Origin of the sequence: Sphingobium sp. EP60837 (genome assembly GCF_001658005.1) — a bacterium.
Classification (GTDB): Bacteria; Pseudomonadota; Alphaproteobacteria; order Sphingomonadales; family Sphingomonadaceae; genus Sphingobium; species Sphingobium tyrosinilyticum.
Window position 1 is genome coordinate 1,058,831 of the sequence record NZ_CP015986.1, and the last position, 26,666, is coordinate 1,085,496.

26 protein-coding genes are annotated in these 26,666 nt (G+C 61.9%); 11 read left to right on the top strand and 15 right to left on the bottom strand.

The genetic code is table 11. From position 1 onward, the window contains the following. Nucleotides 1-23: 23 nt before the first annotated feature. Nucleotides 24-506, bottom strand: coding sequence for a winged helix-turn-helix transcriptional regulator (locus tag EP837_RS05165; RefSeq protein WP_066525060.1), 483 nt, complete (start codon nt 504-506; stop codon nt 24-26). Nucleotides 507-618: 112 nt separating this feature from the next. Between EP837_RS05165 and EP837_RS05170 the strand changes: the two genes are divergently transcribed. From EP837_RS05170 to rplL, 3 genes are all read left to right on the top strand, one after another. Then, nucleotides 619-2,724 (top strand): RelA/SpoT family protein, encoded by a 2,106-nt coding sequence (locus EP837_RS05170; protein WP_066525061.1) that lies wholly within the window; start codon nt 619-621, stop codon nt 2,722-2,724. Between the two features lie 717 nt (nt 2,725-3,441). Beyond that, on the top strand, nt 3,442-3,957 hold the full coding sequence (gene rplJ / locus EP837_RS05175; protein ID WP_066528753.1) for a 50S ribosomal protein L10: 516 nt from the start codon (nt 3,442-3,444) through the stop codon (nt 3,955-3,957). Between the two features lie 81 nt (nt 3,958-4,038). Next, nucleotides 4,039-4,413 carry a 50S ribosomal protein L7/L12 gene (gene rplL, locus EP837_RS05180; protein WP_066525063.1) on the top strand — a complete coding sequence of 125 codons (375 nt, stop codon included), beginning with the start codon at nt 4,039-4,041 and terminating at the stop codon, nt 4,411-4,413. A gap of 191 nt (nt 4,414-4,604) precedes the next feature. Here rplL and EP837_RS05185 read toward each other — a convergent pair whose 3' ends face one another. The 9 genes from EP837_RS05185 to EP837_RS05225 form a co-directional block, all read right to left on the bottom strand. Then, on the bottom strand, nt 4,605-4,907 hold the full coding sequence (locus EP837_RS05185; RefSeq protein WP_066525064.1) for an Hpt domain-containing protein: 303 nt from the start codon (nt 4,905-4,907) through the stop codon (nt 4,605-4,607). Further along, complete coding sequence (locus EP837_RS05190) at nt 4,907-5,272, bottom strand: response regulator (protein ID WP_066525067.1); 366 nt, start codon at nt 5,270-5,272, stop codon at nt 4,907-4,909. The genes EP837_RS05185 and EP837_RS05190 overlap by 1 nt, the downstream gene beginning before the upstream one ends. Before the next feature lie 15 nt (nt 5,273-5,287). After that, nucleotides 5,288-6,952 (bottom strand): GAF domain-containing sensor histidine kinase, encoded by a 1,665-nt coding sequence (locus EP837_RS05195; RefSeq protein WP_197486311.1) that lies wholly within the window; start codon nt 6,950-6,952, stop codon nt 5,288-5,290. Between the two features lie 43 nt (nt 6,953-6,995). Continuing rightward, nucleotides 6,996-7,712 carry a Crp/Fnr family transcriptional regulator gene (locus tag EP837_RS05200; RefSeq protein WP_066525071.1) on the bottom strand — a complete coding sequence of 239 codons (717 nt, stop codon included), beginning with the start codon at nt 7,710-7,712 and terminating at the stop codon, nt 6,996-6,998. Beyond that, nucleotides 7,684-8,040 carry a DUF6894 family protein gene (locus EP837_RS22000; RefSeq protein ID WP_380801716.1) on the bottom strand — a complete coding sequence of 119 codons (357 nt, stop codon included), beginning with the start codon at nt 8,038-8,040 and terminating at the stop codon, nt 7,684-7,686. Before EP837_RS22000 ends, EP837_RS05200 begins: the two co-directional genes overlap by 29 nt. A 15-nt stretch (nt 8,041-8,055) precedes the next feature. Then, entirely contained in the window at nt 8,056-8,562 is a 507-nt protein-coding gene (locus EP837_RS05210; protein ID WP_066525081.1) for a hypothetical protein, read from the bottom strand. Nucleotides 8,563-8,849: 287 nt separating this feature from the next. Further along, a complete protein-coding gene (locus EP837_RS05215; protein WP_066525086.1) occupies nt 8,850-10,469 on the bottom strand; it encodes an NAD(P)/FAD-dependent oxidoreductase in 1,620 nt (539 codons plus the stop codon). A 65-nt stretch (nt 10,470-10,534) separates the two neighbouring features. Further along, nucleotides 10,535-12,544 carry a TonB-dependent receptor family protein gene (locus EP837_RS05220; RefSeq protein WP_066525088.1) on the bottom strand — a complete coding sequence of 670 codons (2,010 nt, stop codon included), beginning with the start codon at nt 12,542-12,544 and terminating at the stop codon, nt 10,535-10,537. A gap of 56 nt (nt 12,545-12,600) precedes the next feature. Further along, nucleotides 12,601-12,999, bottom strand: a complete 399-nt coding sequence (locus EP837_RS05225) for a DUF2946 family protein (protein WP_066525090.1) — start codon at nt 12,997-12,999, stop codon at nt 12,601-12,603. Nucleotides 13,000-13,153: 154 nt separating this feature from the next. On the opposite strand from EP837_RS05225, the gene EP837_RS05230 reads away from it, so the two are divergent. The 4 genes from EP837_RS05230 (at nt 13,154) to EP837_RS05245 (ending at nt 17,493) form a co-directional block, all read left to right on the top strand. Continuing rightward, nucleotides 13,154-13,564, top strand: a complete 411-nt coding sequence (locus EP837_RS05230; protein ID WP_066525091.1) for a MerR family transcriptional regulator — start codon at nt 13,154-13,156, stop codon at nt 13,562-13,564. 45 nt (nt 13,565-13,609) lie between these two features. Continuing rightward, entirely contained in the window at nt 13,610-15,412 is a 1,803-nt protein-coding gene (locus EP837_RS05235) for an acyl-CoA dehydrogenase C-terminal domain-containing protein (protein ID WP_066525092.1), read from the top strand. Between the two features lie 272 nt (nt 15,413-15,684). Next, nucleotides 15,685-16,212, top strand: coding sequence for a porin family protein (locus tag EP837_RS05240; RefSeq protein WP_066525099.1), 528 nt, complete (start codon nt 15,685-15,687; stop codon nt 16,210-16,212). 219 nt (nt 16,213-16,431) lie between these two features. After that, nucleotides 16,432-17,493 carry an alpha/beta hydrolase gene (locus EP837_RS05245; RefSeq protein WP_225870575.1) on the top strand — a complete coding sequence of 354 codons (1,062 nt, stop codon included), beginning with the start codon at nt 16,432-16,434 and terminating at the stop codon, nt 17,491-17,493. 76 nt (nt 17,494-17,569) lie between these two features. Here EP837_RS05245 and dnaJ read toward each other — a convergent pair whose 3' ends face one another. Together dnaJ and dnaK are read right to left on the bottom strand one after the other, a co-directional pair. Continuing rightward, nucleotides 17,570-18,703 carry a molecular chaperone DnaJ gene (gene dnaJ, locus EP837_RS05250; RefSeq protein ID WP_066528758.1) on the bottom strand — a complete coding sequence of 378 codons (1,134 nt, stop codon included), beginning with the start codon at nt 18,701-18,703 and terminating at the stop codon, nt 17,570-17,572. Between the two features lie 106 nt (nt 18,704-18,809). After that, a complete protein-coding gene (gene dnaK, locus EP837_RS05255; protein WP_066528763.1) occupies nt 18,810-20,711 on the bottom strand; it encodes a molecular chaperone DnaK in 1,902 nt (633 codons plus the stop codon). Between the two features lie 174 nt (nt 20,712-20,885). Here dnaK and EP837_RS05260 point away from each other — a divergent pair, with 174 nt between their 5' ends. From EP837_RS05260 to EP837_RS05270, 3 genes are read left to right on the top strand one after another with little or no spacing between them, the layout of a single operon-like run. Further along, nucleotides 20,886-21,371 carry a copper chaperone PCu(A)C gene (locus tag EP837_RS05260; protein ID WP_066525103.1) on the top strand — a complete coding sequence of 162 codons (486 nt, stop codon included), beginning with the start codon at nt 20,886-20,888 and terminating at the stop codon, nt 21,369-21,371. Next, nucleotides 21,368-21,832 (top strand): vgr related protein, encoded by a 465-nt coding sequence (locus EP837_RS05265; protein WP_066525106.1) that lies wholly within the window; start codon nt 21,368-21,370, stop codon nt 21,830-21,832. The genes EP837_RS05260 and EP837_RS05265 overlap by 4 nt, the downstream gene beginning before the upstream one ends. A 14-nt stretch (nt 21,833-21,846) precedes the next feature. Continuing rightward, nucleotides 21,847-22,200: a hypothetical protein gene (locus tag EP837_RS05270; protein ID WP_066525114.1), complete on the top strand. Its 354-nt coding sequence runs from the start codon at nt 21,847-21,849 to the stop codon at nt 22,198-22,200. A gap of 7 nt (nt 22,201-22,207) precedes the next feature. Here EP837_RS05270 and EP837_RS05275 read toward each other — a convergent pair whose 3' ends face one another. Both EP837_RS05275 and EP837_RS05280 read right to left on the bottom strand, forming a co-directional pair. Beyond that, entirely contained in the window at nt 22,208-23,212 is a 1,005-nt protein-coding gene (locus EP837_RS05275) for a S66 peptidase family protein (RefSeq protein WP_066525117.1), read from the bottom strand. A gap of 26 nt (nt 23,213-23,238) precedes the next feature. After that, nucleotides 23,239-23,682: a cupin domain-containing protein gene (locus EP837_RS05280; protein ID WP_066525123.1), complete on the bottom strand. Its 444-nt coding sequence runs from the start codon at nt 23,680-23,682 to the stop codon at nt 23,239-23,241. 51 nt (nt 23,683-23,733) lie between these two features. Here EP837_RS05280 and dapE point away from each other — a divergent pair, with 51 nt between their 5' ends. After that, complete coding sequence (gene dapE / locus EP837_RS05285; RefSeq protein ID WP_066525126.1) at nt 23,734-24,879, top strand: succinyl-diaminopimelate desuccinylase; 1,146 nt, start codon at nt 23,734-23,736, stop codon at nt 24,877-24,879. Between the two features lie 30 nt (nt 24,880-24,909). On the opposite strand, the gene EP837_RS05290 is transcribed toward dapE, so the two are convergent. After that, a complete protein-coding gene (locus EP837_RS05290; protein ID WP_066525129.1) occupies nt 24,910-26,586 on the bottom strand; it encodes a putative bifunctional diguanylate cyclase/phosphodiesterase in 1,677 nt (558 codons plus the stop codon). Nucleotides 26,587-26,666: the final 80 nt, after the last annotated feature.

The following is a 26,666-nucleotide window of genomic DNA, read 5'->3' on the forward strand; positions in this document are numbered from 1 at the left end:
CCGCTTTTTTGCCGGGACCTGCCCTAAGCAGCCGCAGCGGGCTCCGAACCCATCGGCGTAATCTCGTCGGGACAGAGCCACACCAGATCGCTCAATTCCAGCGGCCGCCCGTCATGCGCCTGAATGGTCATCTTCCGGATCGGTTGGCCATCACGCCGATCAGCCAGCACTTGGGAGGACACAGGACCGCAACCCCACTTTTCTCCCCACTGCCGCAGCGCGATCATGACGGGGGCCAACTCCTGACCCTTTTCCGTCAGTCGATATTCAATCTTGCGCCGGTCGCACTGCATCGGTTGCCGCAGCATGATGCCGTTTTCCACTAGCCGCGCCAGACGATTGGCCAGGATGTTGCGGGCGATGCCCAGGGTGGATTGAAATTCCTCGAAATGCCGGATGCCGGACAGAGCGCCTCGCAAGATGAGAAAAGACCAGCGCTCACCCATCGCTTCCAATGCGCTGGGTAGCGCGCATTGTTCCAGATCCTGCGCCAGATTGTGCTTCATCGTCCTGCCTAGATAGCTCAAAGCCACAGCCGTTGCAAAAGCGCGGCCATTTTACGCCAAGATGGGATTTTTTTGTTGCACAGCAAGATGCTTCCCGGACAATCGGGTAACAATGCTGCGTCAATATGAACTTGTTGAGAGAGTGAAACGCTACGATCCGAACGCGGACGAAGCGATGATCAACCGCGCCTACGTCTTTTCCGTTCAGAAACACGGGTCCCAGAAGCGCGCCAGCGGCGACCCCTATTTCAGTCATCCCATTGAGGTCGCGGGCATTTTGACCGACTTCAGCCTGGATGACCAAACGATCGTCACCGCGCTGCTGCACGACACGATCGAAGATACGCTTGTCACCTATGAGGAGATTGAAAATGCGTTCGGCAAGGATGTCGCGCGCATGGTCGATGGCGTGACCAAGCTGTCGAAGATTGAGGCGATGTCCGAAAATGAACGGGCGGCGGAAAATCTGCGCAAATTCCTGCTCGCCATGTCGGACGACATCCGCGTGCTGCTGGTGAAGCTCGCCGACCGGCTGCACAATATGCGTACGCTGCACTTCATCAAGAATGAAGCGAAACGCCGCCGCATCGCGCGCGAGACGATGGATATCTATGCGCCGCTCGCCGAGCGGATCGGCATGTACGACTTCATGCGCGAAATGCAGCTCCTGTCTTTCCGCGAGTTGGAGCCGGAAGCTTATGACAGCATCACCAAGCGTCTGGAACAGCTGAAGGAAGGCGGGCACGACAAGGTCGATCGCATCGGCGCGGAACTGCAGCTGCTGCTGGGCGGGAAGAACCTGCCTGTCACCGTTTCCGGCCGGGAGAAGCACCCCTACTCCATCTGGAAGAAGATGCAGGAACGGCACATCAGCTTCGAACAGCTGACCGATGTTATGGCGTTCCGCGTCATTACCGAGACGACGGAAGATTGCTACCGCGCGCTGGGCGTCATCCACCAGACCTACAAGATGGTTCCGGGGCGCTTCAAAGACTATATCTCCACGCCCAAGCGCAACGGCTACCGCTCGCTGCACACGACCGTCATCCATCAGGACAATGCCCGTATCGAGGTGCAGATCCGCAGCCGCGACATGCACCATGACGCGGAATTGGGGCTCGCCGCGCACTGGGCCTACAAGCAAAAGGGCGACGCGGCGGACCACCACGCCGCTTGGCTGCGCGACCTGGTTGAAATTCTGGAGCAGAGTCAGGACGCGGACGAGCTTCTCGAACATACCCGCATGGCGATGTACCAGGACCGCATCTTCGCCTTCTCCCCCAAGGGCGAGCTGCATCAGTTGCCCAAGGGCTCGACCCCGGTTGATTTCGCCTATGCAGTGCACACCTCGCTCGGCAACCAGACGGTGGGCGCGAAGGTCAACGGCCGTGTGGTGCCCCTCCGCACGCCGCTTGAAAATGGCGATCAGGTCGAAATCCTGAAGTCGGAAGGGCAGGAACCGCAACCGGGATGGCTCACCTTCGCCATAACCGGCAAGGCGCGGGCCGCCATCCGCCGGTTCATCCGGCAAAAGCAGCGGGGCGAGGAAATCGCGCTCGGCGAAAAGCTCTACGACGAGATTATCGGCCGCCTCTCCCCCGAACTCGCCAGCGAACTGGGAGAAAAGGCGCTGAAAGCCGCTCTCAAACGCTTGAAGCTTGAGGATCGCGGCGCGCTGATGATCGCCATCGCCACTCATCGCTTGCGGGATTCAGAGGTCATGGAGGCTCTTGTTCCGGGATCGACCAGCGCCGAGGGCATGGAAGAAGCGCATCCCCGCCAACATGCGCCGGTCTCCATCCGCGGCCTGACGCCGGGCATTGCCTATAATCTGGGCGACTGCTGCCATCCCGTCCCCGGAGACCGCATCGTCGGCGTGCGCCGCACCGGCGAGCCGATCGAGGTCCATACCATTGATTGCCGCTCGCTCGAAGCCGGCCAGGACGACGATTGGATCGACCTTGCCTGGGACAGCAAGTCCAAGGGAGGCACCGCGCGGCTTCAGGTGATCGTCAAGAACCAGCCGGGTGCGCTCGCTGCCGTCGCCAATGTGTTCGGCGCGACGAAGGCGAACATTCTCAACCTCCAGCTGGTGAACCGCGAAGGGCCGTTCCACACCGACATTATCGACCTGGAGGTAAGCGACGCCCAGCATTTGAACCGCATCCTCTCGGCCCTTCGCGCGCTGGATGCCGTGGTGCAGGCAGACCGGGTGTAGGAGAGTGAGGGGTGGACCCCAGCTCTCCATTTAAACACCGTTCGGTTCGAGTAGGCTTCGAGCTTGTCGAGAAGCCGTATCGAGAAAGTGGTCCTCAGGTGCGTCTCGACTTTGGTTCTCGACAAGCTCGAACCTTCGCTCGAAACGAACCGGCTTTATGAGGGGCCACTGCTGATCGGATCCGACGCTGCTCCCCCCAACTGTAACCCGCACGCCACGGCTTACCCAAAAACATCCTATTTGTCTCGAGAACCCATTCTTCCCTGTCCTACATCCCTCCGACCTGCTTATCCCGCCCCGGTCTTTGAAATATCGGCCCTGCTTCTCACGCCGCCTACGCGCGCCTGCGCACGCGCGCGCATATGGTGTGAACTTCGACGGAAAACGGCCGTTTTCCGCCATTCGCCACGCCCAACCGCCAGATTTTGCGTGACAGGGCTCCTACAAATATGTAGGGGCGCCCGCAGCGGACCCCCGGCAGCAATGTCGATGGTCTTCCGTCCGAGACAGTTGGTGAAGGGAATTTGCCCTTCTTAATCTCCAACCTAGACGGGGAAAAGTTCTTTACCGGCCGGGCCTTTGCCCTGTCCGGGTCTGCCTGTTTTCCCATGAGGATGCGGGCCAGTCGATCTCTCCCCTTCGGACCAATGCCCCGTGATTCGTCGCGGGTTTTTGCCGTTCATCGGGTCGTCCGATGGACATGAAGTGGAGAATGGCATGGATCGTAATCAGAAAGCTGAGGTCGTTTCCGCGCTGAACGCACATCTGGCAGAAGTTGGCGTGGTCGTCGTGACCCGCAACCTCGGCATGACCGTCGCCCAGTCGACGGACCTGCGCCAGAAAATGCGCGAAGCCGGCGCGACCTTCAAGGTTACGAAGAACCGCCTCGCCAGGATCGCCCTTGAAGGCACCGACTATACCAGCCTCAGCAGCCTGCTGACTGGTCCGGTCGCTCTTGCCTCCTCGGCCGATCCGGTCGCAGCCGCCAAGGTTGCGGTCGAATTCGCCAAGACCAACGACAAGCTTGAGATCGTTGGTGGCGCGATGGGCGAAGTGCTGCTGAACGCGGAGGGCGTCAAGGCGCTCGCCTCGATGCCGTCGCTGGATGAACTGCGTGCGAAGATTGTCGGGCTGCTCGTTGCACCCGCGACCAAGCTCGCGACCGTCACCCAGGCGCCGGCTGCGCAGCTCGCGCGGGTCTTCAACGCCTATGCGGAAAAGAACGCGGCCTAAGGGCCCCGGCTTTTCCGGCAAGACAGGTTTTCAACTCTCATATCAGGGGCACATGCCCCGCCCAGAAGGGAATATAGTAACATGGCAGACATCAACGCACTGGTCGATCAGCTCTCGGCCCTCACCGTCCTCGAAGCCGCTGAGCTCTCGAAGGCTCTGGAAGAAAAGTGGGGCGTTTCGGCCGCCGCTGCCGTCGCCGTCGCTGGCCCGGCCGCTGCCGCTGCCGCTCCGGCCGCTGAAGAGCAGACCGAATTCGACGTCGTTCTCACCGGCGACGGTGGCAAGAAGATCAACGTCATCAAGGAAGTCCGCGCCATCACCGGCCTGGGCCTGACCGAAGCCAAGTCGCTCGTCGAAGGCGCGCCGAAGGCCGTCAAGGAAGGCGTTGGCAAGGACGAAGCCGAGAAGATCAAGAAGCAGCTGGAAGAAGCTGGCGCGACCGTCGAGCTCAAGTAATCGGCCTGGCTCCGCATCATGCAGAGCTGACCGGTCCAGCATAGCTGGAATGGGGCGGTATCTTCGGATGCCGCCCTTTTTCTGCGCTTCCCCGGAGAGGGGCCTCGAGTGTACGGTAAACCTTCGCCACTCTTCCTTCGTCCTGAGTAGCCATTGAGCTTGTCGAAATGGCATATCGAAGGAGTGGCCTGTTATGTCCTCCGGTCACATGAGGAACCGCCAACCTCGTCCAATGCCGCGATCAGCGCCCCGCCCAGATCCGCCAGCGCCGTACCGTCAAGCTCCCTTTCTATCCCGTCCTCCAAAGCCGACGCCCGCACGCTGACCTCTCGATAGCCGAAGATGGCGGCGATCCCCGCCAACCCATGGGCCAGTCGCAACAACTGCGGAAGGTCGCCCTGCCGGAGCGCCACAACCATTTCCGCTCGGTCTGACGCTGCCCGCCGGTGGAAGCGCTCACGCAGCATCTCCATCTTCTGATCCGGCCCGCTCATCAACGGAGCAAGGTCCGCACCGTTGCCGCCAGGGTCATGGGATCGAAAGGCTTGGCCAGCACCGCGCAGGCGCCGAGCGACTTCAAGTCATTCACGTGGCGCGGATGCGTCTTGGCAGTGATGAACGCCACAGGGATGGATTGCGTGGCTGGATCAATCCCCAATGCCGTCAGCGTCGCGGGTCCATCCATGCCGGGCATCATAACGTCGAGCAGGATAAGCGCAGGTTTCCATTGCTTCGCCTGCTCCAGTGCTTCGCTGCCCGACGCCGCGGTTCTGACTTGCAGTTCAGGGTCCAGCTCCAGCGACATAGCCGCGATTTCCCGCAGGTCAGCCTCATCATCGACATACAGGATGCGAGTCATCTCCGCTTTCCCTTCTTAATCTATGGGGGAAAGAGGCAATTCGACCAGGAAAGTCGCCCCCCTCTCCGCTGCCGGATCCAGCGCGATGGTCCCGCCATGCGCCTCGACAATGGCCTTGCTGATGGCGAGGCCCAAGCCGGTGCCGTTATGGCCAAGCTGATGCGCACCATCCTCCTGTTCGAAACGCTTGAACAGCCTCGTCTGAAATTCGGCTGAGATGCCAGGCCCGTCGTCGGCGACACATATGCGAGCCACTTGGCCCGCGCGCTCAAGCGAAACGCGCACATGCCCTCCGGCGGGCGAGAATTTGCAGGCGTTCGACAAAAGGTTGGCCATCACCTGGCAGACACGGTTCCCGTCAACCTTGGCGATGACGGGCGCGGCGGCCGGATCGAAATCGACCTGTACGCTGAACCGCTGCGCATAAGGCTCGATCTGCTCAACCGCCTCGGCCAGCAGAGCGCCCAGGTCGTGGTCCTCAAAATGGAAGGCCAGCTTGCCCGACTGCAGCTTATCCATGTCCAGCAGGTCGTTCACCAGATGGATCAACCGTTCGGCATTCTTACTACCGATCGCGACCAACTGCTTGGCGCGCTCCGGCAACTCGCCCGCAGCGCCGCCCGCCATGAGACCCAATGCGCCGAAAATAGCGGTCAGCGGCGTCCGAAGTTCATGGCTCACGGTCGAAACAAGCTCATCCTTGATCCGGCTAATCTGTCTTTCCTGCGTGACATCGCGGGCAGTCATGATGAACCGCCCACCCCTGATTGACTCCCGGCGAATGTCGAGGATGCGACCGTCGCGGCGCTGTATTTCCAAGCGGCGGCTATGATTGGTACGAATGGATTGGACAAAGCCAGCGACGATCTGATCAGGATCGCCAGGCCCCAATTCGCCGCGTTGGGCCGTGAGACGGATGAGATTGCATGCGTCCACTCCGTCATCCACGCTGTCGGGGGCATAGTCGAACAGATCGACAAAAGCCTGGTTCCACAACATCAGCCGCAGGTCTTGATCGACCACGGCCACCCCGCCGCTGACATTTTCCACCGTCAGTTTCAACAACTGCCGTTCTTCATCCAGCTTACGGCGATGCTCCTCGGCCGCGAAGCCTTCAACCCGCAATTCGATCAAATCGATAACTGTCCGCGCCAGTTGGGCTAGGAGGCTTTTGTCCTGCTCACTGAACAACCGAGGCTTGTAATCAATGATGCACAGAGTGCCTATGGGTTGCCCATTGGCCACCCGCAGCGGCGCGCCAGCATAAAAGCGGATATGCGGCTCGCCCCTCACCAGCGGGTTACCGCGGAAGCGCGCATCCTGCATCGCATCGGGCACCACCATGACGTCTCGCTGCAGGATCGCGAAAGCGCAAAATGCGATATCGCGCGAAGTGTGAGTTTGGTCGATGCCGCAGGCCCCGCGGAAGCATTGCGTGTCCGACCCGACGATCGACACAAGCGACATGGGCACATCGAACAGGCTTGCTGCTAACTGGGTTATACGATCAAACGCTAATTCGCGGCCAATGCCACCAAGGCGGTAATGTTCCAGCGCCTCCAACCGATCGAGCTCGTCCTCCGGAATCGGCGGCTTTGCCGTTTCGGCGTTCGTCTGCTGACGATCCTGCGATACCGGCATGGGTTCCTGACGTTGCGAAATGTGGATTGCGTAATCCACACCTTAATCCATCTGAAATCAACAACTTCCTTGAAGGCTGCCGTCAGAGCGGATCGGGATGGGGATAGAGATAACGATCGTCGAAATCAGCCACGGCCTTTAACCCGTCCAGGTCAAGTATCTGTGCCTCCCCACGCCGATAGTTGAGCAAGCCCCGGTCCCGTAACAGCCGCAATGTGCGGTTGACATGAACCGCCGTCATTCCCAAGCTCTCGGCAAGCTGTGACTGGCTCATGCCCAGATTAAAGCTGACACCAGTCCTGCCGACGACCTTCAGCCGGAAATGAAGTTCGCAGAAAAGCGCGGCCAATCTTTCCACCGCGGATCGCTGGCCGAGCGACAGTTCCCATTCGCGATTTATGCAGGCGTCCAAATTAGTGCTGAACCAATAGAGCCGGCCCAAGCGCGGCCATTTCTCAATGAACTGCCGTATATGCTCATGCGGCACGAGCGCGATAGTGCAGTCCGTCAGCGTCATGACATCATGTTCGAGCCGCTTCAGCGTGAAGCCATGCAGGTCCACGAAGTCGCCCGCCACATGGATTTGCGTAATCTGCCTCTTGCCGTCGGCTAGGTCCTTCAGGCGGCACATGACGCCATCCAGCAGCAAGGTGCTCACCTCCAACCGCTCCCCTTCCTGCACCACAGCCGTGTTGCGGAGGACGGTCCGCCCGGGAGGCACGATAGCGCGCACCGCCTGTTCCTCTTCGAGGGTCAACAAGTGCCGGAACCTAAGCTTGGCGAGATGGGGCTCTACCATCGCGGTCTCCTGGGTCGAGCCGGAGACACACAGCCTCGCTGAAACACACCCGCCCGAATTGTATGCCCGATTCACTCCTGATGTCGATCCAGCCTGTGAGATCAACGATGCCCTTTATCACCTCTTCGCTGAGGATGGAGCGAATACTCCGGATAGCGAAGGCACGGGGATCGTCATCATCTTCCAGCTCGCGGCCCTCATCGTCCGCAGTAAAGCCGGTGCCGTTGTGGAGATCGAAATGAAGGCGGCGCATGGCGGGAGAACGCCGCCCCCCTGTTGGAAGTTTCCCGGCGGGCTGAAGAGGCGCCAAATGATTATGGCGCCTCATCGACCCTCCGTCTGATTAGCGCTGGGCAATAAGAATGGGGCGGTCGGCTTCTGCCTGTGCCATCGTTTGCGCCCGGTGTTCAGCACGCAGACTGGTCAGCATATTTTCCCTTTCCGTGGCGTCATTCGCGACGATGACCCAGGCTTCAAATTTGGACCCTGAGCGGACATCCTGCGGCAAGGGGTATAGGGAACCAATCGATCGGATCGCACGCATCGAAATGCGATTGATGCTGGTCGATGCGGAAGACCCAGCCAAGGCGATATTTTCTGGCTTGCCCTGTTCTCCCAATCGGAATTGCACACGCGCATAGCCGGTCGAAGCGCTGTCGCGGTAAAGCAATGTTGCTTGGCGGATGCTCCGCGACAGCCTCGATGCGGTCCGGTCCGTCCATTTCTCATAACTTATTGCGTCTTTGTCAGGCGCCACGACCGTCAGTTGGCCGGGGCCCTGCCGCGCACCTGCAGCTACGGGCAAAGCCAGGAAGACGCAAAGCGCCGCCATCACAGGTTTGGCATACATAGAGGCCTCCTCTGTCTATTTGTTGATTTTCACTGAGAGCTACTGCGGCAGCGTCGGACCGGCCGAGAGCAGCGGAAACTGTATATTGCATACAGGGCCGCATGGGTAATAAATATACCCCAACAATGTCATCGGGATATGAATATTTCATGTACGCTTCAGGTTGCGACAAAAAACGTCTTTGGCAGCCGCCTTTTTGTCTTCGCAGGAAGAAGATCGGCTAAGTCTCGGCTGTTGCTGCCTTTTAGCTCGTTTCCGCTACGGCACGGCCTAGACGACTCGCAGTGTCAGCTATTAATGGCCAGTCCTACGGCTTCCGCGACCTTAATCCCATCGATCGCTGCGGACAGAATGCCGCCTGCATAACCCGCACCCTCACCCGCAGGATATAGACCCGCAACGTTTAGGCTTTGAAGGTCCCTGCCCCGAGTGATGCGGATCGGGGATGATGTGCGGGTTTCAACGCCCGTCATAACTGCATCGGGATGATCATAATTGGCGATCTGGCGGCCAAACACGGGCAGCGCCTCCCGGAAAGCATCGATCACGAAGGCAGGCAGGCAGCGCGACAGATCGGTCATGGTGACGCCAGGTTTGTAGGACGGCACAACCTCCCCAGGTTCGGTCGAGGCACGTCCAGCCAGGAAATCCCCGACCTTCTGCCCGGGAGCCCAGTAGGAGGAACCGCCCGCAGTAAAGGCCATGCTTTCCCAATGGCGCTGGAGATCGATTCCCGCCAGCGGCCCGCCCGGATAATCCCGTTCCGGCTCAATGCCGACGACAAGGCCTGAATTGGCGTTGAACTCGGCGCGGCTATATTGGCTCATGCCGTTGGTGACGACACGACCTTCTTCGGATGTAGCCGCGACCACCCGGCCTCCCGGGCACATACAAAAGCTGTAAACGGTGCGGCCATTCTCGCAATGATGCGCAAGGCTGTAGGCGGCCGCGCCCAGCGCAGGATGGCCAGCGCACTTGCCGTAGCGCGCGCGATCGATCCAACCTTGCGGATGTTCTATGCGGACGCCGATCGAAAAGGGCTTGGCTTCAATATGGACGCCGCGCCTGTGCAGCATCTTGAACGTAGGGCGCGCGCTGTGCCCCACGGCCAGCACGACATGATCCGCTTCGATGAAACTGCCGTCCGATAAGTGGAGGCCACGCAAACGCTGCGAACCGTCGCCCTGCCGCTCCAGTTCCAGTTCTTCGACCTTATGCTGCCAGCGATATTCGCCGCCCAATCCCTCGATCTGGCGGCGGAGGCTTTCCACCATGGTGACAAGGCGGAAGGTGCCGATATGCGGATGCGCCTCGGTCAGGATGTCGTCGGGCGCGCCTGCCGCGACAAATTCCTCCAGCACTTTGCGGCCTAAAAAGCGTGGGTCCTTCACCCGGCAGTAGAGCTTGCCGTCCGAAAAGGTCCCGGCTCCGCCTTCCCCGAACTGGACATTGCTGTCCGGGTTCAGTTCAGCGCGCCGCCACAGGCCCCAGGTGTCCTTCGTCCGCTCCCGTACCACCTTGCCGCGATCGAGGATGATGGGGCGGAAACCCATCTGCGCGAGGACCAGCCCTGCGAAGAGCCCGCAAGGGCCCGCACCCACCACGACGGGGCGCTTACCCGACCAATGTTGTGGCGCATGCGTGACGAAGCGATAGTCCGTGTCGGGGCGTGGCCGCACATCATGGTCGCCCACCAAGCTGTCCAGTATAGCCTGCTCGTCGATCAGTTCGACATCAACGGTATAAACGAGCTGGATCGCATTCTTCCGACGCGCGTCATTGCCCCGGCGGACGACGACATGACGGATCAGCTCCGACGCTCCGATTCCCAGCCGCGTGCAGATGGCGGCGGGCATCGCCTCGGCCGGGTGGTCGAGGGGGAGTTTAAGGCCGGACAGACGCAACATGGCGCCGCCTCTAGCCCCATTTACCGCCCCGCTCCACCCCCTCATGAGGATAGGCCGCTGCCTTTTCAGAGACGCGCGCGCAGCCCCGCATAGATGGCGCGCCGTTCGATCGGGTAGAAGGTGGCCTGACCAACGTACCCGACCACCGCGCTTATGTCGCCAATCGCCCGCTTCTTCATCAGATTGCGTGCATCGACGAATAATGTGACGCCGGAGCGCAACTCAGTCTGCGCGGCAAGATTGAGCGTGGCATAGCCGTCCACGCGCTTGCTGTTCTGATAGTCAACCCACGCACCCTGCGGGACCCATTCGACTGCGGGGGAAAAACTGGCGCGCTCAGTGCCCAGGCGCAACTCCCCACGATAGACATGGCGTGGCACAACCGGCAGGCAATTGTCGCCGTAGAGCGCGTCGCCTCGAAAACGGAAGTCGCTATATTGATAGACCTGCCGCAGAAGCGCCCAAGGCGTGAGCGTCACGTCCAAACCCGCTTCGATGCCTTGGTGCCTTGTGCGGTCAGCGTTGAAGGTCGCCGCAGGTATCACGCCCGGCTGCACATTATATTGCAGCATCTCGCCTTTGATCTCGGCGCGATAGAGACTGACATCCCAACGCGCGATGCCCCAACGACCGCGCGTTCCGACCTCCGCGGTCCAAGCCCTTTGCGCAAACAGTGGGGTGAAGCCGGGGGCGCCGCCAGCAGGAGCCTGTCCCAACTCGATGAAGCCCGGCAGTTCGACCGATCGGCTATAGTTCGCATAAAATTGCGCCGTCTTGGAGGGTTCGAACAACAAGCCCAACTTGGGAGCGAAGCTGTCGAACTTCGCCTCCCCGCTGCGCGCCGGGGCAAGGCGATTGTCGAGCCGACGCTCGCCATGGGTGTAGATGCCGCCAGCGATCAGCCATAACCCTGGCAGCGGCGCGATCCGCGCCTCGCCATAGCTGTTGATGGTTTGGGCATGCGCTTTCTGCAGAGAGGTGAGCGCGCCCGCCTTGCCATTTACGTTGAGGAACTGGCGGAAGTCGCCACGGCCGAAGCGCGCCTGACTGCCTAACGTCAGTGCGACCGGTAGACCGCCAAGTTCTCCTGCCAAATCCAGGCTGGCGAAGAGGCCGCGATCTTCCGAGTTCTGATCCACGACCTGATAGATCGGGTGATTGAGCGACTTGCTGTTGTAATAAGCGCCAAAGGCCAATTGGCCGCCATCCAGTTGAACCATGGTGCGGTTCTGAAGCCGGATTGAATCGATGTTGCGCGCCTGATCTCCAATTGAGTTGCCCTTGCCTGGATCGTTCAGCGCGTCGGCTTCGTTGAGTGCGCCTGACAGCTTCTGCCGGATGGTCTGAACGCTGGCGTAGAAGCGGGTCTCCACCCGGTCACTTAGTTTCAGGCCCACATTGACGTTGAAGCGCATGGCCTTGCGCCGCCCATGATGACGGTCGCCATCGGATCGATCTGCAGTGACCGCCGCCCAGGCGTCGCCCTGCTCGTCGGCATAGCCGTAAGCCGCCTTGGCGCGCAGCGTGTCGAACGAGCCGCCGTCGATTCGCGCTTCCACTCCTGGCGCACTCCTCCCGGTGGGCGTGACCGCGTTGATCGCCCCGCCCAAGGTGGATCCGCCCAGGCGCAGGGCGTTGCCACCGCGATAGACTTCGAGATGCTGGAAGACCTGCGGGTCAAGCTCCTGGAAGTCGCCGTTATCGTCGGCCATGTTGATCGGGATGCCGTCCTGCAACAGCGTCAGGCCGCGCATGTGGAAGGCGCGCGATAGGCCGGAGCCGCGGATCGAGATGCGGACTTCCTGGCCGAAGCGGGGCTGGGTGTAAACGCCCGGAGAGAAGCTCAGCGCATCGCGGAGGGAGACGGCGAGCTTGTCCTGAAACTCCTCTGCGGAGACCACATTCGCGCCGCCGGCGGTGCGATCGGCACGCTCGGCGGCAGCTTCGATCACGGGGCTGGCGGTGACGATAATGCGGCTTTGGTCGGCAGCTTCATCGGCCAAAGCGGGAGCGGACAGAAACGAACAGGCAAGGACGCACAGCGAAGCGCCGCGCGCAAGGGTAAGAGCGGACATGATAAGAAACCTCGAGAAATAGGGACGCACCGGTGGCGGCGCGGAAAGGCCGAAATTCAGGAGGCGGCGGGTGGTCCGGAGGAAGGTGGCGGCGGCGCGGAAAGGCGCGCGATCAGGCCGGTCTTGAGCGCGAAGGCAATGGGGCCGAACGCCCGCTGCCAGGAGGGCAGCGGAAGGTCAGAGAGGATGAGCGGCGGGACCGCAGGTTGGACGGAGGCCGCGAATGCGCAATGCTGCTGCACTGGCGCGCCTTCATCCTGCCGGTGGGGCGCTTTTTCCCGATCAACCAGCACATTGACGGCGCCCTGACCGGTACACAGCGTCACCACTATCCCGCGATCGGTGCGGACGGGCATGAAGCCGGACGGGGCGATCAGTTGGATGGAAAGGACAAGCAGAGCCAGCGCGGCGAGAAGGCCGCGAGCGCTTTCCGATTGTCTGATTGCCCCCAACATGATGCGGCTCGCTTAGCGGCGAGGGGAGTTGCTGTCATCAGGCCAAATCGTCCATGATCTGCAAATTGATGAATGAAATAGCGAAAAAAAACGGTTTTGGAGGGGCAGCAGGATCGCGCTTGACGTTAACGTAAACCTCTCCTAGCTAGTGGCCATGGATCAGCGCAGCAGCATCGCGGGCATAGAACTGCCCGACCATAAGGAACGGCAGACCTATACGATCACCGATCTGTCGGAAGAGTTCGGCGTAACGGCGCGCGCGCTGCGCTTTTATGAGGATGAGGGGTTGATCGCCCCGGAGCGGCATGGGCTGGCCCGCATCTATTCGCGGCGGGATCGCGCCAGGCTCGCCTGGATCCTGCGCGGCAAGCGGGTGGGCTTCAGCTTGGCCGACATTCGCGAGATGATCGACCTGTATGACGCGGACGAGGAACATGAGGAGCAGCGGCGCGTCACCGTCGCGAAATGCAAGGGGCGGATCGAACTGCTTACCCGGCAGAAGAGCGACATCGATGCGGCCATCGCCGAACTGTCCGATTTCGTAAAGGCGTTGGCCAAGCCCTGACATCCCCACCCCCGCAGAACAGAAAAGCCCGGAGAGAAGAAGATCATGCCCAGCTATACCGCCCCGCTTCGCGAGACCCGCTTCGTGCTCGACCATGTCGTGGGGCTCGACCGCTATGCCAATCTGCCGGGATTCGAGAATGCGACGCCGGACCTTGTCGAGGCGATCCTGGCCGAAGGGGGCAAGATGGCGGAAGAGGTGCTGTTTCCGTTGAACGCCGTTGGCGACAAGGAAGGCTGCATCCGCCATCCCGACGGCAGCGTAACGACTCCTCCTGGGTTCAAACAGGCATTCGATACCTATGTTGAGGGCGGCTGGACGACGCTGCACGCGCCGGTCGAATATGGCGGCCAGGGCCTGCCCAATGTCGTCGCATCGGCGGTGGGCGAATATGTGCTGTCCGCCAATCACAGCTTCGAAATGTATCATGGCCTGACCAGCGGCGCCGTCTCCGCCCTCATCGCCAAGGGCAGCGAGGAACAGAAGCAAAAATATCTGCCCAACATGGTATCGGGCAAATGGACCGGCACCATGAACCTGACCGAACCGCATGCCGGCACCGACCTTGGCCTCATCAAGACCAAGGCAGTGAAGCGGGATGACGGCAGCTACACCATCACCGGCACGAAAATCTTCATTTCGTCCGGCGAGCAGGACCTGACCGAAAATATCATCCACCTCGTCCTCGCCAAGACGCCCGACGCGCCGGAAGGCAGCAAGGGCATCTCACTTTTCGTCGTGCCCAAGGTGCTGGTGAATGAGGATGGATCGCTGGGCGAGCGCAACGCGGTGTCCTGCGGGTCGCTCGAACATAAGATGGGCATTCACGGCAACGCCACCTGCGTCATGAATTATGACGGAGCCAAGGGCTGGATCGTGGGCGAGGAGAATAAGGGCCTTGCCGCGATGTTCATCATGATGAACGCCGCGCGCATGTGGGTGGGCATGCAGGGGCTGGGCCAGGCGGAGATCGCGTTCCAGAATGCGGTCCATTATGCCCGCGAACGGAGGCAGGGCCGCGCACTGACTGGGCCCAAGGACAGCCAGGAGAAGGCCGACACGCTGTTCGTCCACCCCGACGTCCGCCGCATGCTGATGGAAGCGAAAGCGCTGACCGAGGGCCTGCGGGCGCTGATGCTGTGGGGCGCGCTGCAGGTCGATCTGGCGCAGCATGCCGCGACGGATGAAGAACGGCAGGCGGCCGATGATCTGGTCCAGCTGCTGACCCCGGTGCTCAAAGGCTATGGCACGGACAAGGGCTTTGACGTCGCGGTCATGTGCCAGCAGGTGTTCGGCGGCCATGGCTACATCTGGGAAAATGGCGTTGAGCAATATGTGCGCGACGCCCGCATCGCTCAGATTTACGAGGGCACCAACGGCATACAAGCGATGGACCTTGTCGGCCGCAAGCTGCCGATGAATGGCGGTCGCGGGCTACAGGCTTTCCTCAAGATCGTTGCTGACGATGTGGCCGAGGCCAAGGGCAATGAGAAACTGGCGAATGTTGCCCAGGCGTTGGAAAAGGCCAGCGGACAACTGGGCGCGGCCACCATGTGGCTGATGCAGAACGCCATGCAGAACCCCGACAATGCCGGGGCTGGCGCGGTGCATTATATGCACATCCTTGGCATCGTTTCGACGGGGCTGATGTGGCTGCGCATGGCGAAAGCCGCGGCCAGCCTGCTGGAGGCGGACGATAGTGATGCGCGTTATCTGGAAGCAAAGCTGGTCACGGCCCGGTTTTTTGCGGAGCGCATCATGCCCGATGCCGGGGCGCTCAGGCGGAAGATCGAAGGTGGGGCGGAGAGCCTGATGGCGATTGACCCGGATATGTTTGTGGCGGCTTGAGGCGGGGGCGAAGGCCCTTTCAATCGTCATTCCGACTGGCTCGCATCGCCGTTCCTATCCGGCCTCTAGAGATCCCAGCTTCCGCTCGGATGACGAGGATGGGAGTCCAGATTTCAGCGTTCGATAGGTGATGAGCGCGCCATTTCAAGACATGATGCAACATTGCCACAGCTTGTTGTGCAATGCGGCATGCCTTTGTTTACAAGACTTTACTCCTCCCGATGAGCCAATCTAGATCGCGCCGGACGAAGATTGGAATCAGGAGAAGTCCTATGAAAAAGTTCATCGCTTCGGCGCTGCTGCTCGCCAGCGTTTCCGCACCGGCCTTTGCGCAGGATGCAGTGCCCTTCTCGGGCCCTTATATCGGCGGCGTCGTTGGTCTGGACCATGTTGATCTCAACTCGGTCAATCACGACAGCGGCCTGCTCTATGGCGGCGTGATCGGCTATGACGTCAACGTCAACGGCGCTGTCTTCGGCGTCGAAGGCGAGTATGCGGATTCCGACGCCAAGGAACTGGGCGTTCGCACCGACCGCGACATCTATGCCGGCGTGCGCATCGGCGGTGAAGTCGTCCCGAACGTGCTGGCTTACGCCAAGGGCGGCTACACCAATGCCCGCTTCGAAGACGCGGCCGGCGACGGCACCAAGCTGGACGGCTATCGCCTGGGCGCGGGCCTCGAAACTACCGTGCAGGGCTTCATCGCCCGCGCTGAATATCGTTATTCGAGCTATGAGCAGGTCGGCGGCACCAAGCCTGAGCGCCACCAGGCTGCACTGATCCTCGGCTACCGCTTCTAAGAACCGGCAAGCATCAAAGGAGGGGCATCTCACGCGGTGAGGTGCCCTTTTTTGCGTGCCATGGGGCACCCTCAGGGCAACGAGGGGCAGAGCATGATCGTGCGTTGACGCAAACAGAATAGAACCATATCGTGCGATAATAACAAGCTGCGAGGGCAGCGGGGCGATCCACGGGACTATCCGATGATCGAATGGTGGAGGATGGTCACGCGTCACAGGATGAACATCGTTGGTCTGTTGGTCATGGCTGGCGTGCATGGCGCGACCCCGGCGCTAGCCCAGTCGAAAGCAAACCCTATTGAAGCGGATGGGACGGTGAACGTCCCAGCCTACCGCCTTCCGCCCTCGGTATATCTAAGTGACGAAGCGAAGAAGGCCCTTCCCCGCCGTCCTTTTGACGCCAATGACATGCTGACGCAGCTGATCAAGAAAGGCCGGGTTCCGGCGACCCGGCAGATGATGGCGCAAGGCATGGCGACCGCTGTCCGCAAATTGGCGGAACAGCATAAGGTTACATATCGCGAAGTCACTATGGGCGGCGTGCACGGCTATCTGGTCACCCCCGCCAAGCAGAGTGAAGGCGGCAAACGCGGCAACATCCTGATCAATCTGCCCGGTGGCGGCTTCATCATGGCCACCGCAGGGGGCGGATTGCAGGAATCCATTCCGTTGGCCGGGCGCACTGGCTTTGAAATTCTGACCATCGATTATCGGCAGGCGCCGGAGGCTGTTTTCCCCGCCGCCAGCGAAGATGTTGCGGCGGTCTATCGGGAGTTGCTGAAGACGCGTAAGCCCTCCCAGATCGGGATTTTCGGCAGCTCTGCGGGCGGCCTGCTGACCGCGCAGGCGATTGCCTGGTTCCAGCATGTGAAACTGCCCTCACCCGGCGCAGCGGGCATATTCTGTGCGTCCGCCGATGCGCGCTGGGCAGGTGACAGCTGGTATTCCTTCAAACCGATGCAGGGTTTGACGGCGCCTGCCACGCTTGATGAGCGCTTCTATTATGGCGATCATGATCTTTTGGACCCGCTCATGTCGCCGATGATGTCGCGCGACGTACTGCGCTTCTTTCCCGCCACTTTACTGCTGACGTCTCTGCGGGCAGGCGAGGTCAGTGCGGCCGTCAACACACATCGCGAACTGATAAAGGCCAAGGTGAGCGCTGACCTTCATGTCTGGGACGGTCTGGACCATTGTTTCTTCGCCAACCAGGCTTTGCCCGAAGCGCAGGAAGCGCTGGATGTCATGACGGACTTTTTCCGTCGCAACCTTCGGAAATAACATCAGCTAATATGCAAAAAGGCCGGGGCAGTTGACGCTGCACCCGGCCTTTCCAATTGCTGAAAGAGCGGAGCGCTCAGTCGCCCCACAATTCCTTGAGCTTGCTGAAGAAGCCGGTGGATTGAGGACATTCTTCGCCGGTTTCCGTATCGCGGAAGGCTTCCAGCAATTCCTTCTGCTTGGCGGTGAGGCGGGTCGGGGTTTCGACCTCCACCTGGATGACGAGATCGCCCTGCCCCCGGCCATTCAGCACCGGCATGCCTGCGCCGCGCTGGCGGATCTGCTTACCCGATTGGATGCCGCTCGGGATTTTGATCTCGTGCCGCTGGCCGTCGAGGCCGGGCACTTCGATGCAACCGCCGAGCGCCGCCGTGGTGAAGCTGACCGGCGCGCGACAGAAGAGCGTCGTACCGTCCCGTTCGAAGAGCGAATGGCGCTTCACATGCAGGAAAATATAGAGGTCGCCTGAAGGCGCACCGCGCGCTCCCGCCTCACCTTCGCCCGAGAGGCGGATGCGGGTGCCTTCATCGACGCCAGCGGGAATGTTGACCGAGAGGGTCTTGGGCTTGTCCACCCGGCCTTCGCCGCGGCAAGTGCGGCAGGGGCTTTCGATCACCTGGCCCGCGCCATGACAGCCGGGGCAGGTCCGCTCGACCACGAAGAAGCCCTGCTGCGCGCGGACCTGGCCATGACCGCCGCAGGTGCCGCAGGTCTTGACACCGGTGCCGGGCTGCGCGCCCGATCCGTCACAGCTTTCGCAGGAGGCCGATACTTCGATTTCGATCTCGGTCTTCTTGCCATGATAGGCTTCGTCGAGCGTGATCTCCATGTCGTAGCGCAGGTCCGCACCGCGCCGCTGCGCCTGACGGCCGCCGCCGCCAAAGCCGCTCTGGCCGAAGATCGTCTCGAAAATATCGCCCAGGTCAGAAAAGCCGCCCGCGCCGCGTCCGTTGAAGCCGCCGCCGCCGCCATTTTGGGCATTGGTATAGGCCGCATGGCCATAGCGATCATAGGCGGCGCGTTTCTGCGGGTCCTTGAGGCATTCATAGGCTTCGGAAACGGCCTTGAACCTGGCCTCGCCGTCCGTGCATCCCCCGGTCTTGTCCGGGTGATATTTCATCGCCAGCTTGCGATAGGCGCTCTTGATCGTGCCCGCGTCTGCCGTGCGCTCGACTTCGAGCAGTTCGTAATAGTCCAATTCGCTACTCATCTCGCCCCCGGCGCGCGCACGTCCCCCGACTTCGCCCCGGGCGAACGGCGATGGCAATCACCATATCCGTTCGGTCCGAGCGAAGTCGAGAACCGTTTCATCGCCCTTAAGCCTTGTTGTCGTCCACTTCCGAAAATTCGGCATCGACGACATCATCATCATCAGCCTTCGGAGCGTCCGCGCCCGGCGACGCGGCACCGGCCTGTTCCTTCTCGTAGATCGCCTGGCCGAGCTTCATCGCGACCTGAGCGAGTTCCTGCGCCTTTGCCTTCATCGCTTCGACGTCGCCGCCTTCAACGGCCGACTTGGTCGCGGCGATCGCCGTCTCGATCTCGGACTTGAGGGCAGCGTCCACCTTGTCGCCATGCTCATTGAGCTGCTGCTCGGTGGTGTGGATCAGGCTCTCGGCATTGTTCTTCGCCTCGGCGCCTTCCCGCCGCTTCTTATCCTCTTCGGCGAAGCGCTCGGCATCCTTGACCATCTGTTCGATGTCGGCGTCGGACAGGCCGCCCGAAGCCTGGATGCGGATCTGCTGTTCCTTGCCGGTGCCCTTGTCCTTGGCATGGACGTTGACAAGGCCGTTGGCGTCGATGTCGAAAGTGACTTCGATCTGCGGCACGCCGCGCGGCGCGGGCGGGATGCCGACCAGGTCGAACTGGCCCAGCAGCTTGTTGTCCGCCGCCATTTCACGCTCGCCCTGGAACACGCGAATCGTCACCGCCTGCTGATTGTCGTCGGCGGTCGAATAGACCTGCGACTTCTTGGCGGGGATCGTGGTGTTGCGGTCGATCATGCGGGTGAACACGCCGCCCAGCGTTTCGATGCCCAGCGACAGCGGGGTCACGTCGAGCAGCAGAACGTCTTTGACGTCGCCCTGCAGCACGCCCGCCTGGATCGCCGCGCCCATGGCGACGACTTCGTCCGGGTTGACGCCGGTGTGCGGTTCCTTGCCGAAGAATTCCTTCACGGCCTCGCGCACCTTGGGCATGCGGGTCATGCCGCCGACGAGGACGACTTCGCTGATCTCGCTCGCGGAAATGCCAGCGTCGGCCAGCGCCTTCTTGCAGGGGTCCATCGTGCGCTTGATGAGGTCGGTCACCAGACGCTCCAGATCGGCGCGGGTGATGTTCTTCACCAGATGCTTGGGGCCATTCTGGTCAGCGGTGATGAAGGGCAGATTGACTTCGGTCGACTGCGCCGAGGACAGTTCGATCTTCGCCTTTTCAGCGGCTTCCTTCAGACGCTGTAGCGCCAGCTTGTCCTTGGTGAGGTCGATGCCCTCATCCTTCTTGAAGCCTTCGGCCAAATATTCGACCAGCTTGGCGTCGAAATCTTCGCCGCCCAGGAAGGTGTCGCCGTTGGTGGACTTCACTTCGAACACGCCATCGCCGATTTCGAGGATCGAGATGTCGAAGGTGCCGCCGCCAAGGTCATATACCGCGATCGTCTTGCCGTCCTGCTTATCGAGGCCGTAGGCGAGCGCGGCCGCGGTCGGTTCGTTGATGATGCGCAGCACTTCGAGGCCCGCAATCTGGCCGGCGTCCTTGGTCGCCTGACGCTGGGCATCGTTGAAGTAGGCCGGAACGGTGATGACCGCCTGCGTCACTGTTTCGCCCAGATAGCTCTCGGCGGTTTCCTTCATCTTCTGCAGAGTGAAGGCGGAAATCTGCGAGGGCGAATAATCCTTGCCGCCCGCCTGGACCCATGCGTCGCCATTGCCACCCTTCACGATGTGATAGGGGACAAGCTCCATATCCTTCTTAGTGGTCGGATCGTCGAAGCGGCGACCGATGAGGCGCTTCACCGCGAAAATCGTGTTGTCCGGATTGGTGACGGCCTGACGCTTGGCGGGCTGGCCGATCAGGCGCTCGCCATCCTTGGTGAAGGCGACGATCGACGGCGTGGTGCGCGCGCCTTCTGCATTTTCAATCACCTTGGGCTTGCCGCCGTCCATCACAGCAACGCAGCTGTTGGTGGTGCCAAGGTCAATGCCGATTACTTTTCCCATCTTGTCCTCTTTGAACCCCAATTCATTCAGCGGTTGACGGCCCCATACCTCACGAAAGCGCCAAGGCAAGACCGGTTTGCGGATGGGATATAGGCGCGATCTTTCTTGGCACAAGAAGTGCGTGCGATTACCGTGACAACCGACCGGAAACGAGACAGTCACGAAAGTGGAACGATGCGCGCCCTTCTCCCCTACATTGCCTTGGCCACCCCCTTTGCGCTGGCCGCCTGCGGCGATCCCGCTCCGACCTATATCGACCAGGCATGGGTGCGCCTGAGCCCCAACAAGGAGACGCCTTCGGCCGGTTATTTCGTGGCGCATGGCGGGGACGCGGCGACTCAGCTTCGCGGCGTGCTGACCGACTATGCGCTGAAGGTCGAGATGCATGAGAGCATGGACCATGACGGCATGATGATGATGCAGAAGCTGGATTCGGTGGACATCCCCGCCAAGACCAAGGTCGCCTTTGCCCCCGGCGGCAAGCATCTGATGATCTGGGGCGTCAATGATACGGCGATCAGCCGGGGCAAGATGACATTCACCTTCCTGCTCGCCAATGGCGACCGCCTGCTGGTGGACGCGGTCATCCAAAAGCCCGGCGCTGCCGCCCCCGCCCCTGCCCCTGCCCCTGCCTCCAAGGATGAGCCCAAGGCGCATTGACCAGCCGCGCCCTCACCCCGGCGGAGGTCGCGCTCGCCCGATCGATCTTCGGCGATGCGATCGCTTATGAGCAGGTGCGGGCGCATCATCGCAAATGGTGGCCGCTCCAGCCGGACCGCGTGACCATGGCGCCGGACGGGCACCTGTGGTTCCCTCCGAAGGGCGGGCTGTTCTGCGCCGACTTCTGCGATCAGCCGCTGCACCTGCAGGGGCATTTCATCCATGAGATGACGCATGTGTGGCAAGCGCAGCGGGGCGGGAAATGGTATCTGCCGCTGATGCGGCACCCCTTTTGCCGCTATGGTTACAAGATCGTGCCGGGACGGCCGTTCCAGCATTATGGGCTTGAGCAGCAGGCGGAGATTGTGCGGCATGCCTTCCTGATGCGGAAGGGCGCGCGCGTCGATGGGAAGCCGCCGCTGGAAGTTTATGAGGCGTTGCTGCCTTTTGGACCGAGTTAGGGTAGGTTGCGCTTATGCGCATGATGACCGCCCTCCTCCCGCTGGCCGCTTTCCTCGCCACGCCTGCGCTGGCCGATACGGCGCAGCGAGCCGGGCATTATTATCTGCGCGGGGTGATGGAGACGGGGTCGGAATTGTTGCTGCGTCCTGACGGGCGTTTTCAGTGGTATCTTGTTTATGGCGCGCTCGACCTGTTCGCCGAGGGGCGGTGGCAGGAGAAGGATGGCGCGGTGCTGCTCACCGCGGAGAAAACCAAGGATGTGCCGGAGCCCGGCTTTCAGACGCTGACGCTGACCATCAAGGATAGCGCACTGGTGCAGCCGGACGGGCGCGGCGCCTATATTCGGCCGTCAGACGAGAAGGACTGAGGCGTCCTCAGCTTACCGCTGCCTCCAGCAGGCGGATGCTGCCCGCGTCGGCATCGATTTCCGCGCGCACGCCCAAGGGAAGACTGAACTGGTTTGCGACATGGCCGATCGCTGCGCCTTGAAAAGCGGGCACGCCCAACGGCGCAAGATGCTGCTGCAACACTTCCGACACTGTAAAGCCGCCATAGGATGGTCCGGTGGGGCCGCAGCCGGTGCATTGACCAAAGACCACGCCCGCGAGCTTGCCCAGCACCCCGGCAAGCGACAATTGGGTCAGCATACGGTCAATCCGGTAGGGCGCTTCGTCCACATCCTCAAGGAACAGGATCGCGCCGCTGAACTCGGGGAGCCAGGGCGTTCCCATGAGTGCAGCCAACACCGCAAGGTTACCGCCCAGCAGCCGTCCGCTCGCACGGCCGCCGCGAAAGGTGCGAATGCGGCCGCCCAGCGGGACTAGCCGGTCTTCCTTCCCCGGCGGGTTCGTGAGCGTCGGGGTCGCCCCATCGAAGGCGATGGCGCGGAAGGCGTCCCAGCTGAACTGCGGCCAGCTGCTCGCGGCATTCGGACCATGGAAGGTGGCAAAACCAGCGCGCGCCGCGAAAGCGAGGTGGAGGGCGGTGATGTCGCTGAACCCCACCAGCAGCTTCGGATTGGCGCGAATCGTAGCGAAATCCAGATGGGGCAGGATGCGGGCGCAGCCCCAACCGCCGCGCACGGCGAATACGGCGCGCACCTCCCTGTCGGCGAACATCGCGTTTACATCTGCCGCGCGATCGGCGTCCTTGCCCGCGAAATAACCATAGCGCTCCGTCAGATGCGCGGCGGGCTTGGGCTTCAACCCCATGGCGGCGATGGTTTCCTTGACCAGATCGAGGTCGAAGGCGTCGTCGGTGAAGCCCGCCGGTTCGATCAGCCCGACCGTGTCGCCGGGGCGCAGCCGGGGCGGCTTGATCAACCCCGGTGAAGGAGACTTCGCCGCGATCAGCGCGCCGCCCATGCCAGCCAGCATCATTCGCCTGTCGAGCGCCGCCGGTCCGCTCAAAAAGCGCTCCCATCCTTGCGCTGATAGCCGCCCCTCGACCAACGCAGGTCGATGTCCGGATAATGCGCGTCGCCGGTTGGGACTCGGCCGAAGGCGAGCAATTCGCAATCGCCGTCGCTTTCATTGACGAGATGGTGGCCGTTCGGTTCCCCCTTCGGGAATGCCGCCATGTCGCCCGGTTGCATCGCGACGCGCCCATCATCCTCCACCAGCACCGCCTGCCCGCTCAGAACGACGACAAATTCATCCTCATCCTCATGCCAGTGGCGTTGCGAGGAGGCAGCGCCCGGTTTCAGCACGACATGGCTAACGCCGAAATCCGCAAGTCCGCTGTCAGGGCCTAGTTTGCGTACCCAGCGTCCATAGACGGCAGCGGCGAAGGGGACCGGATAACCGGTCCTGTTCGTCTGCTGTATGGCTGCAAGATTGATCTTGGGCATGAACCTTTCCTCCGGCTGGCAAAGGCGCTCTGCTTTCGCTAACGCAGCGCCATGAGCATGACCAGCACCAATGCCGACATAGTGGACATAGCACGGAAGCTGATCGCCTGTCCTTCGGTCACGCCGGCGCAGGGCGAAGTTTTCGCCGTGCTGGAAGCGATGCTGGTTCCCCTGGGCTTCACCGTCGATCGCTTCCTCGTGGGCGAAGCGCCTGACGGTCCCGTCGAAAATCTGCTCGCCTGGCGGACGACGGGCGCCGGTCCGCACTTCGCATTCGCCGGGCATCTGGACGTGGTGCCGCCGGGCGAGGGCTGGGCCAGCGACCCGTTCACGCCTGAGTTGCGTGGCGACCTGCTTTACGGCCGGGGCGCGGTCGATATGAAGGGCTCCATCGCTGCCTTTGTCGGCGCGCTGGGTAGCCTTTCGGAAGATTTGGCGGGCACGATCAGCCTGATCATCACCGGGGATGAAGAAGGCCCCGCCGTTTACGGCACGCTGGCCCTGATGGACCGGATGGCGGCGCATGGCCTGCGCCCCGACCTGTGCCTGGTGGGCGAACCGACATCATCGCAGCGACTGGGAGACGTCATCAAGATCGGCCGGCGTGGATCGGTGAACATGTGGATCAGGGTCGATGGCACGCAGGGGCATGTCGCCTATCCGCACCTTGCCGACAATCCGATCCCGCCCCTCATCCGAATCCTGTCCGCCATCGATGCGGAGGTGCTGGACGAGGGAAATGACTGGTTTCAGCCGAGCAATATCGAGATCACCGATCTTGAGGTCGGAAATCCTGCGACCAACGTCATTCCAGCGGCAGCAAAGGCGCGTATCTCGATCCGCTTCAACGATCAGCATAGCGGGGCGGAGTTGATCGAGCGGATCAGCGCAATCGCGGCGGTTGAGGGCGGCGTAGTGACGGCGAAGATCAGCGGCGAGCCTTTTCTTACCGCGCCCGGTCCGCTGTCCGACCTTGTGGCGAGCGCCATTAGGGAGGTGACCGGGGTTGAGGCGGAGCTGTCCACGACCGGCGGGACATCCGACGCGCGCTTCCTCTCCCGGCTTTGCCCTGTGGTGGAGTTCGGGCTGAACAATGCGACGATGCATAAGCTGGATGAAGCGGTCGCGGTGCAGGACCTTAGGGCGCTGGGGGAGATTTATGCGCTGATCGTGCGGCGGGCTTTGGGCGGTTGCTGACGATAGCCGTCATGCTTTCGGGCGAGCGGTTCAGACGATCCGGCGATCGCTCATCCTAGGCGCAGCGAAGCGGGCGAGATAATCCTCCTCCCCCGTCGGCCGGGCGAAATGATAGCCCTGGAACAGGGTGCAGCCGATCACGCGCAGCATGTCCATCTGCGCTTCGGATTCGACGCCTTCCACCACCACTTCCATGCCGAGGCCCTGGATCAGGCCGACGACGGCGCTGCAGATCGTCCGCGCCTCGGCCGAAATGGCGATGTCGCGCACCAGGCTGCGGTCGATCTTGACGCGATCGATCGGCAGTTCCTTAAGGCGCGAGAGGTTGGAATAGCCGGTGCCGAAATCGTCGATGGCGATCCGCACGCCTTCCTGACGCAGCGCCCATAGCTGACCCAGGACCCGCTGATCCATTTCCATCGCCAGTGATTCGGAGATTTCCAGCTCCAGCATATGCGGAGGCGTCTGGTGCGCGGCCATGGCGTGGCGCAGGCGCAGGAAGAAGTCCGCCTGCGACAATTCGCGCGACGAGATGTTGACGGCGATGCGCTGCCCTATGTCCGCCTTCGCCCAGCGCGCGGCGGTTTCGCAGACGCGGCTCATCACCCAGTCGCCCAGCGCGACGATCGCGCCGCTTTCCTCCGCCACCGGTACGAAGAAGCCGGGCATGACGAGGTCACGTTCCGGATGCGCCCAGCGGATGAGGGCTTCGGCGGTGACGACGCGGCCGCTGATCGCTTCGACCTGCGGCTGGAACTCCAGGATGAATTCGTCGCGTTGCAGGGCGAGCAGCAGGTCGCGCTCCAGTTCGGCCCGGTCGGCAGCCTCCAGCGCCAGTTCGGCGGTGAACATCTCCGCGCGGTTACGGCCTTCGTGCTTGGCGTGGTACATGGCGATGTCGGCCGAACGCAGCAGCGCGGAGAGGGTGTCGCCATGATCGGGGTAGCAGGCGATGCCGATCGAAGCGCCGAGTTCAATATGCTGGCTGCCAAGATCGAACCGCTCGCTGAGTGCGAACTGAATGGCGCGGGCGATGCGGCTGGCGGCCTCCCGGCCATGGAGGTCAGGGAAGAACATGGTGAATTCATCGCCCGCGAGGCGGCCAAGCACGGCATCGCTCAGGCCAGCGCTGACCTGCGCCATGACGACTTCGCGCAGCCGGCCGGCGACGCGGGCGAGCAGTTGATCGCCCGCGGCATGGCCGAGCGTGTCGTTGACGCCTTTGAAGCCATCAAGGTCGATGAAGAAGAGTGCTGCGGCGTGATCGCCCTCCCGCTCGGCGAGCAGCCGTTCGACCTGACGGCAGAAACTGGTTCGGTTGGCGAGGCCAGTCACCTGATCGAAAAGGGCGAGCGCCTGCACATGGTCGAGATTGGTGCGTACCTGGCTGAACAGGCTGGTCATGGCCACGGACAGGTCGGGAAGCTCCGCCGCGATTTCAGGGGCGACGGGCGATTGCAAATCGCCGTGGGCGGCCGCGACCAGCCTTTCCGTCGCGGTATCGATGGCGTCGGCGGTGGTGGCGACGGTCTGGCGCGCGGACGCCCAGCTCATCGTGCCGCATAATATTGCGATGATCAGCGAGCGGCCGATGCCGACAATGTCGGTCGCCTGATCCTGTCCCAGAACGAGGGACAGGGTGAACACCAGCGCCCCCGCGGCGCAGGCGAAGGCGGTGGCGCGGCTTTTCAATGTCACGCCTTGCATGTGCCTCCCGCCCCAGAGCGCGGCTCGACGATGAGCCACGGATCAGCAGGGTATGAAGGACGCTGGTTAAGAAAAGGTCA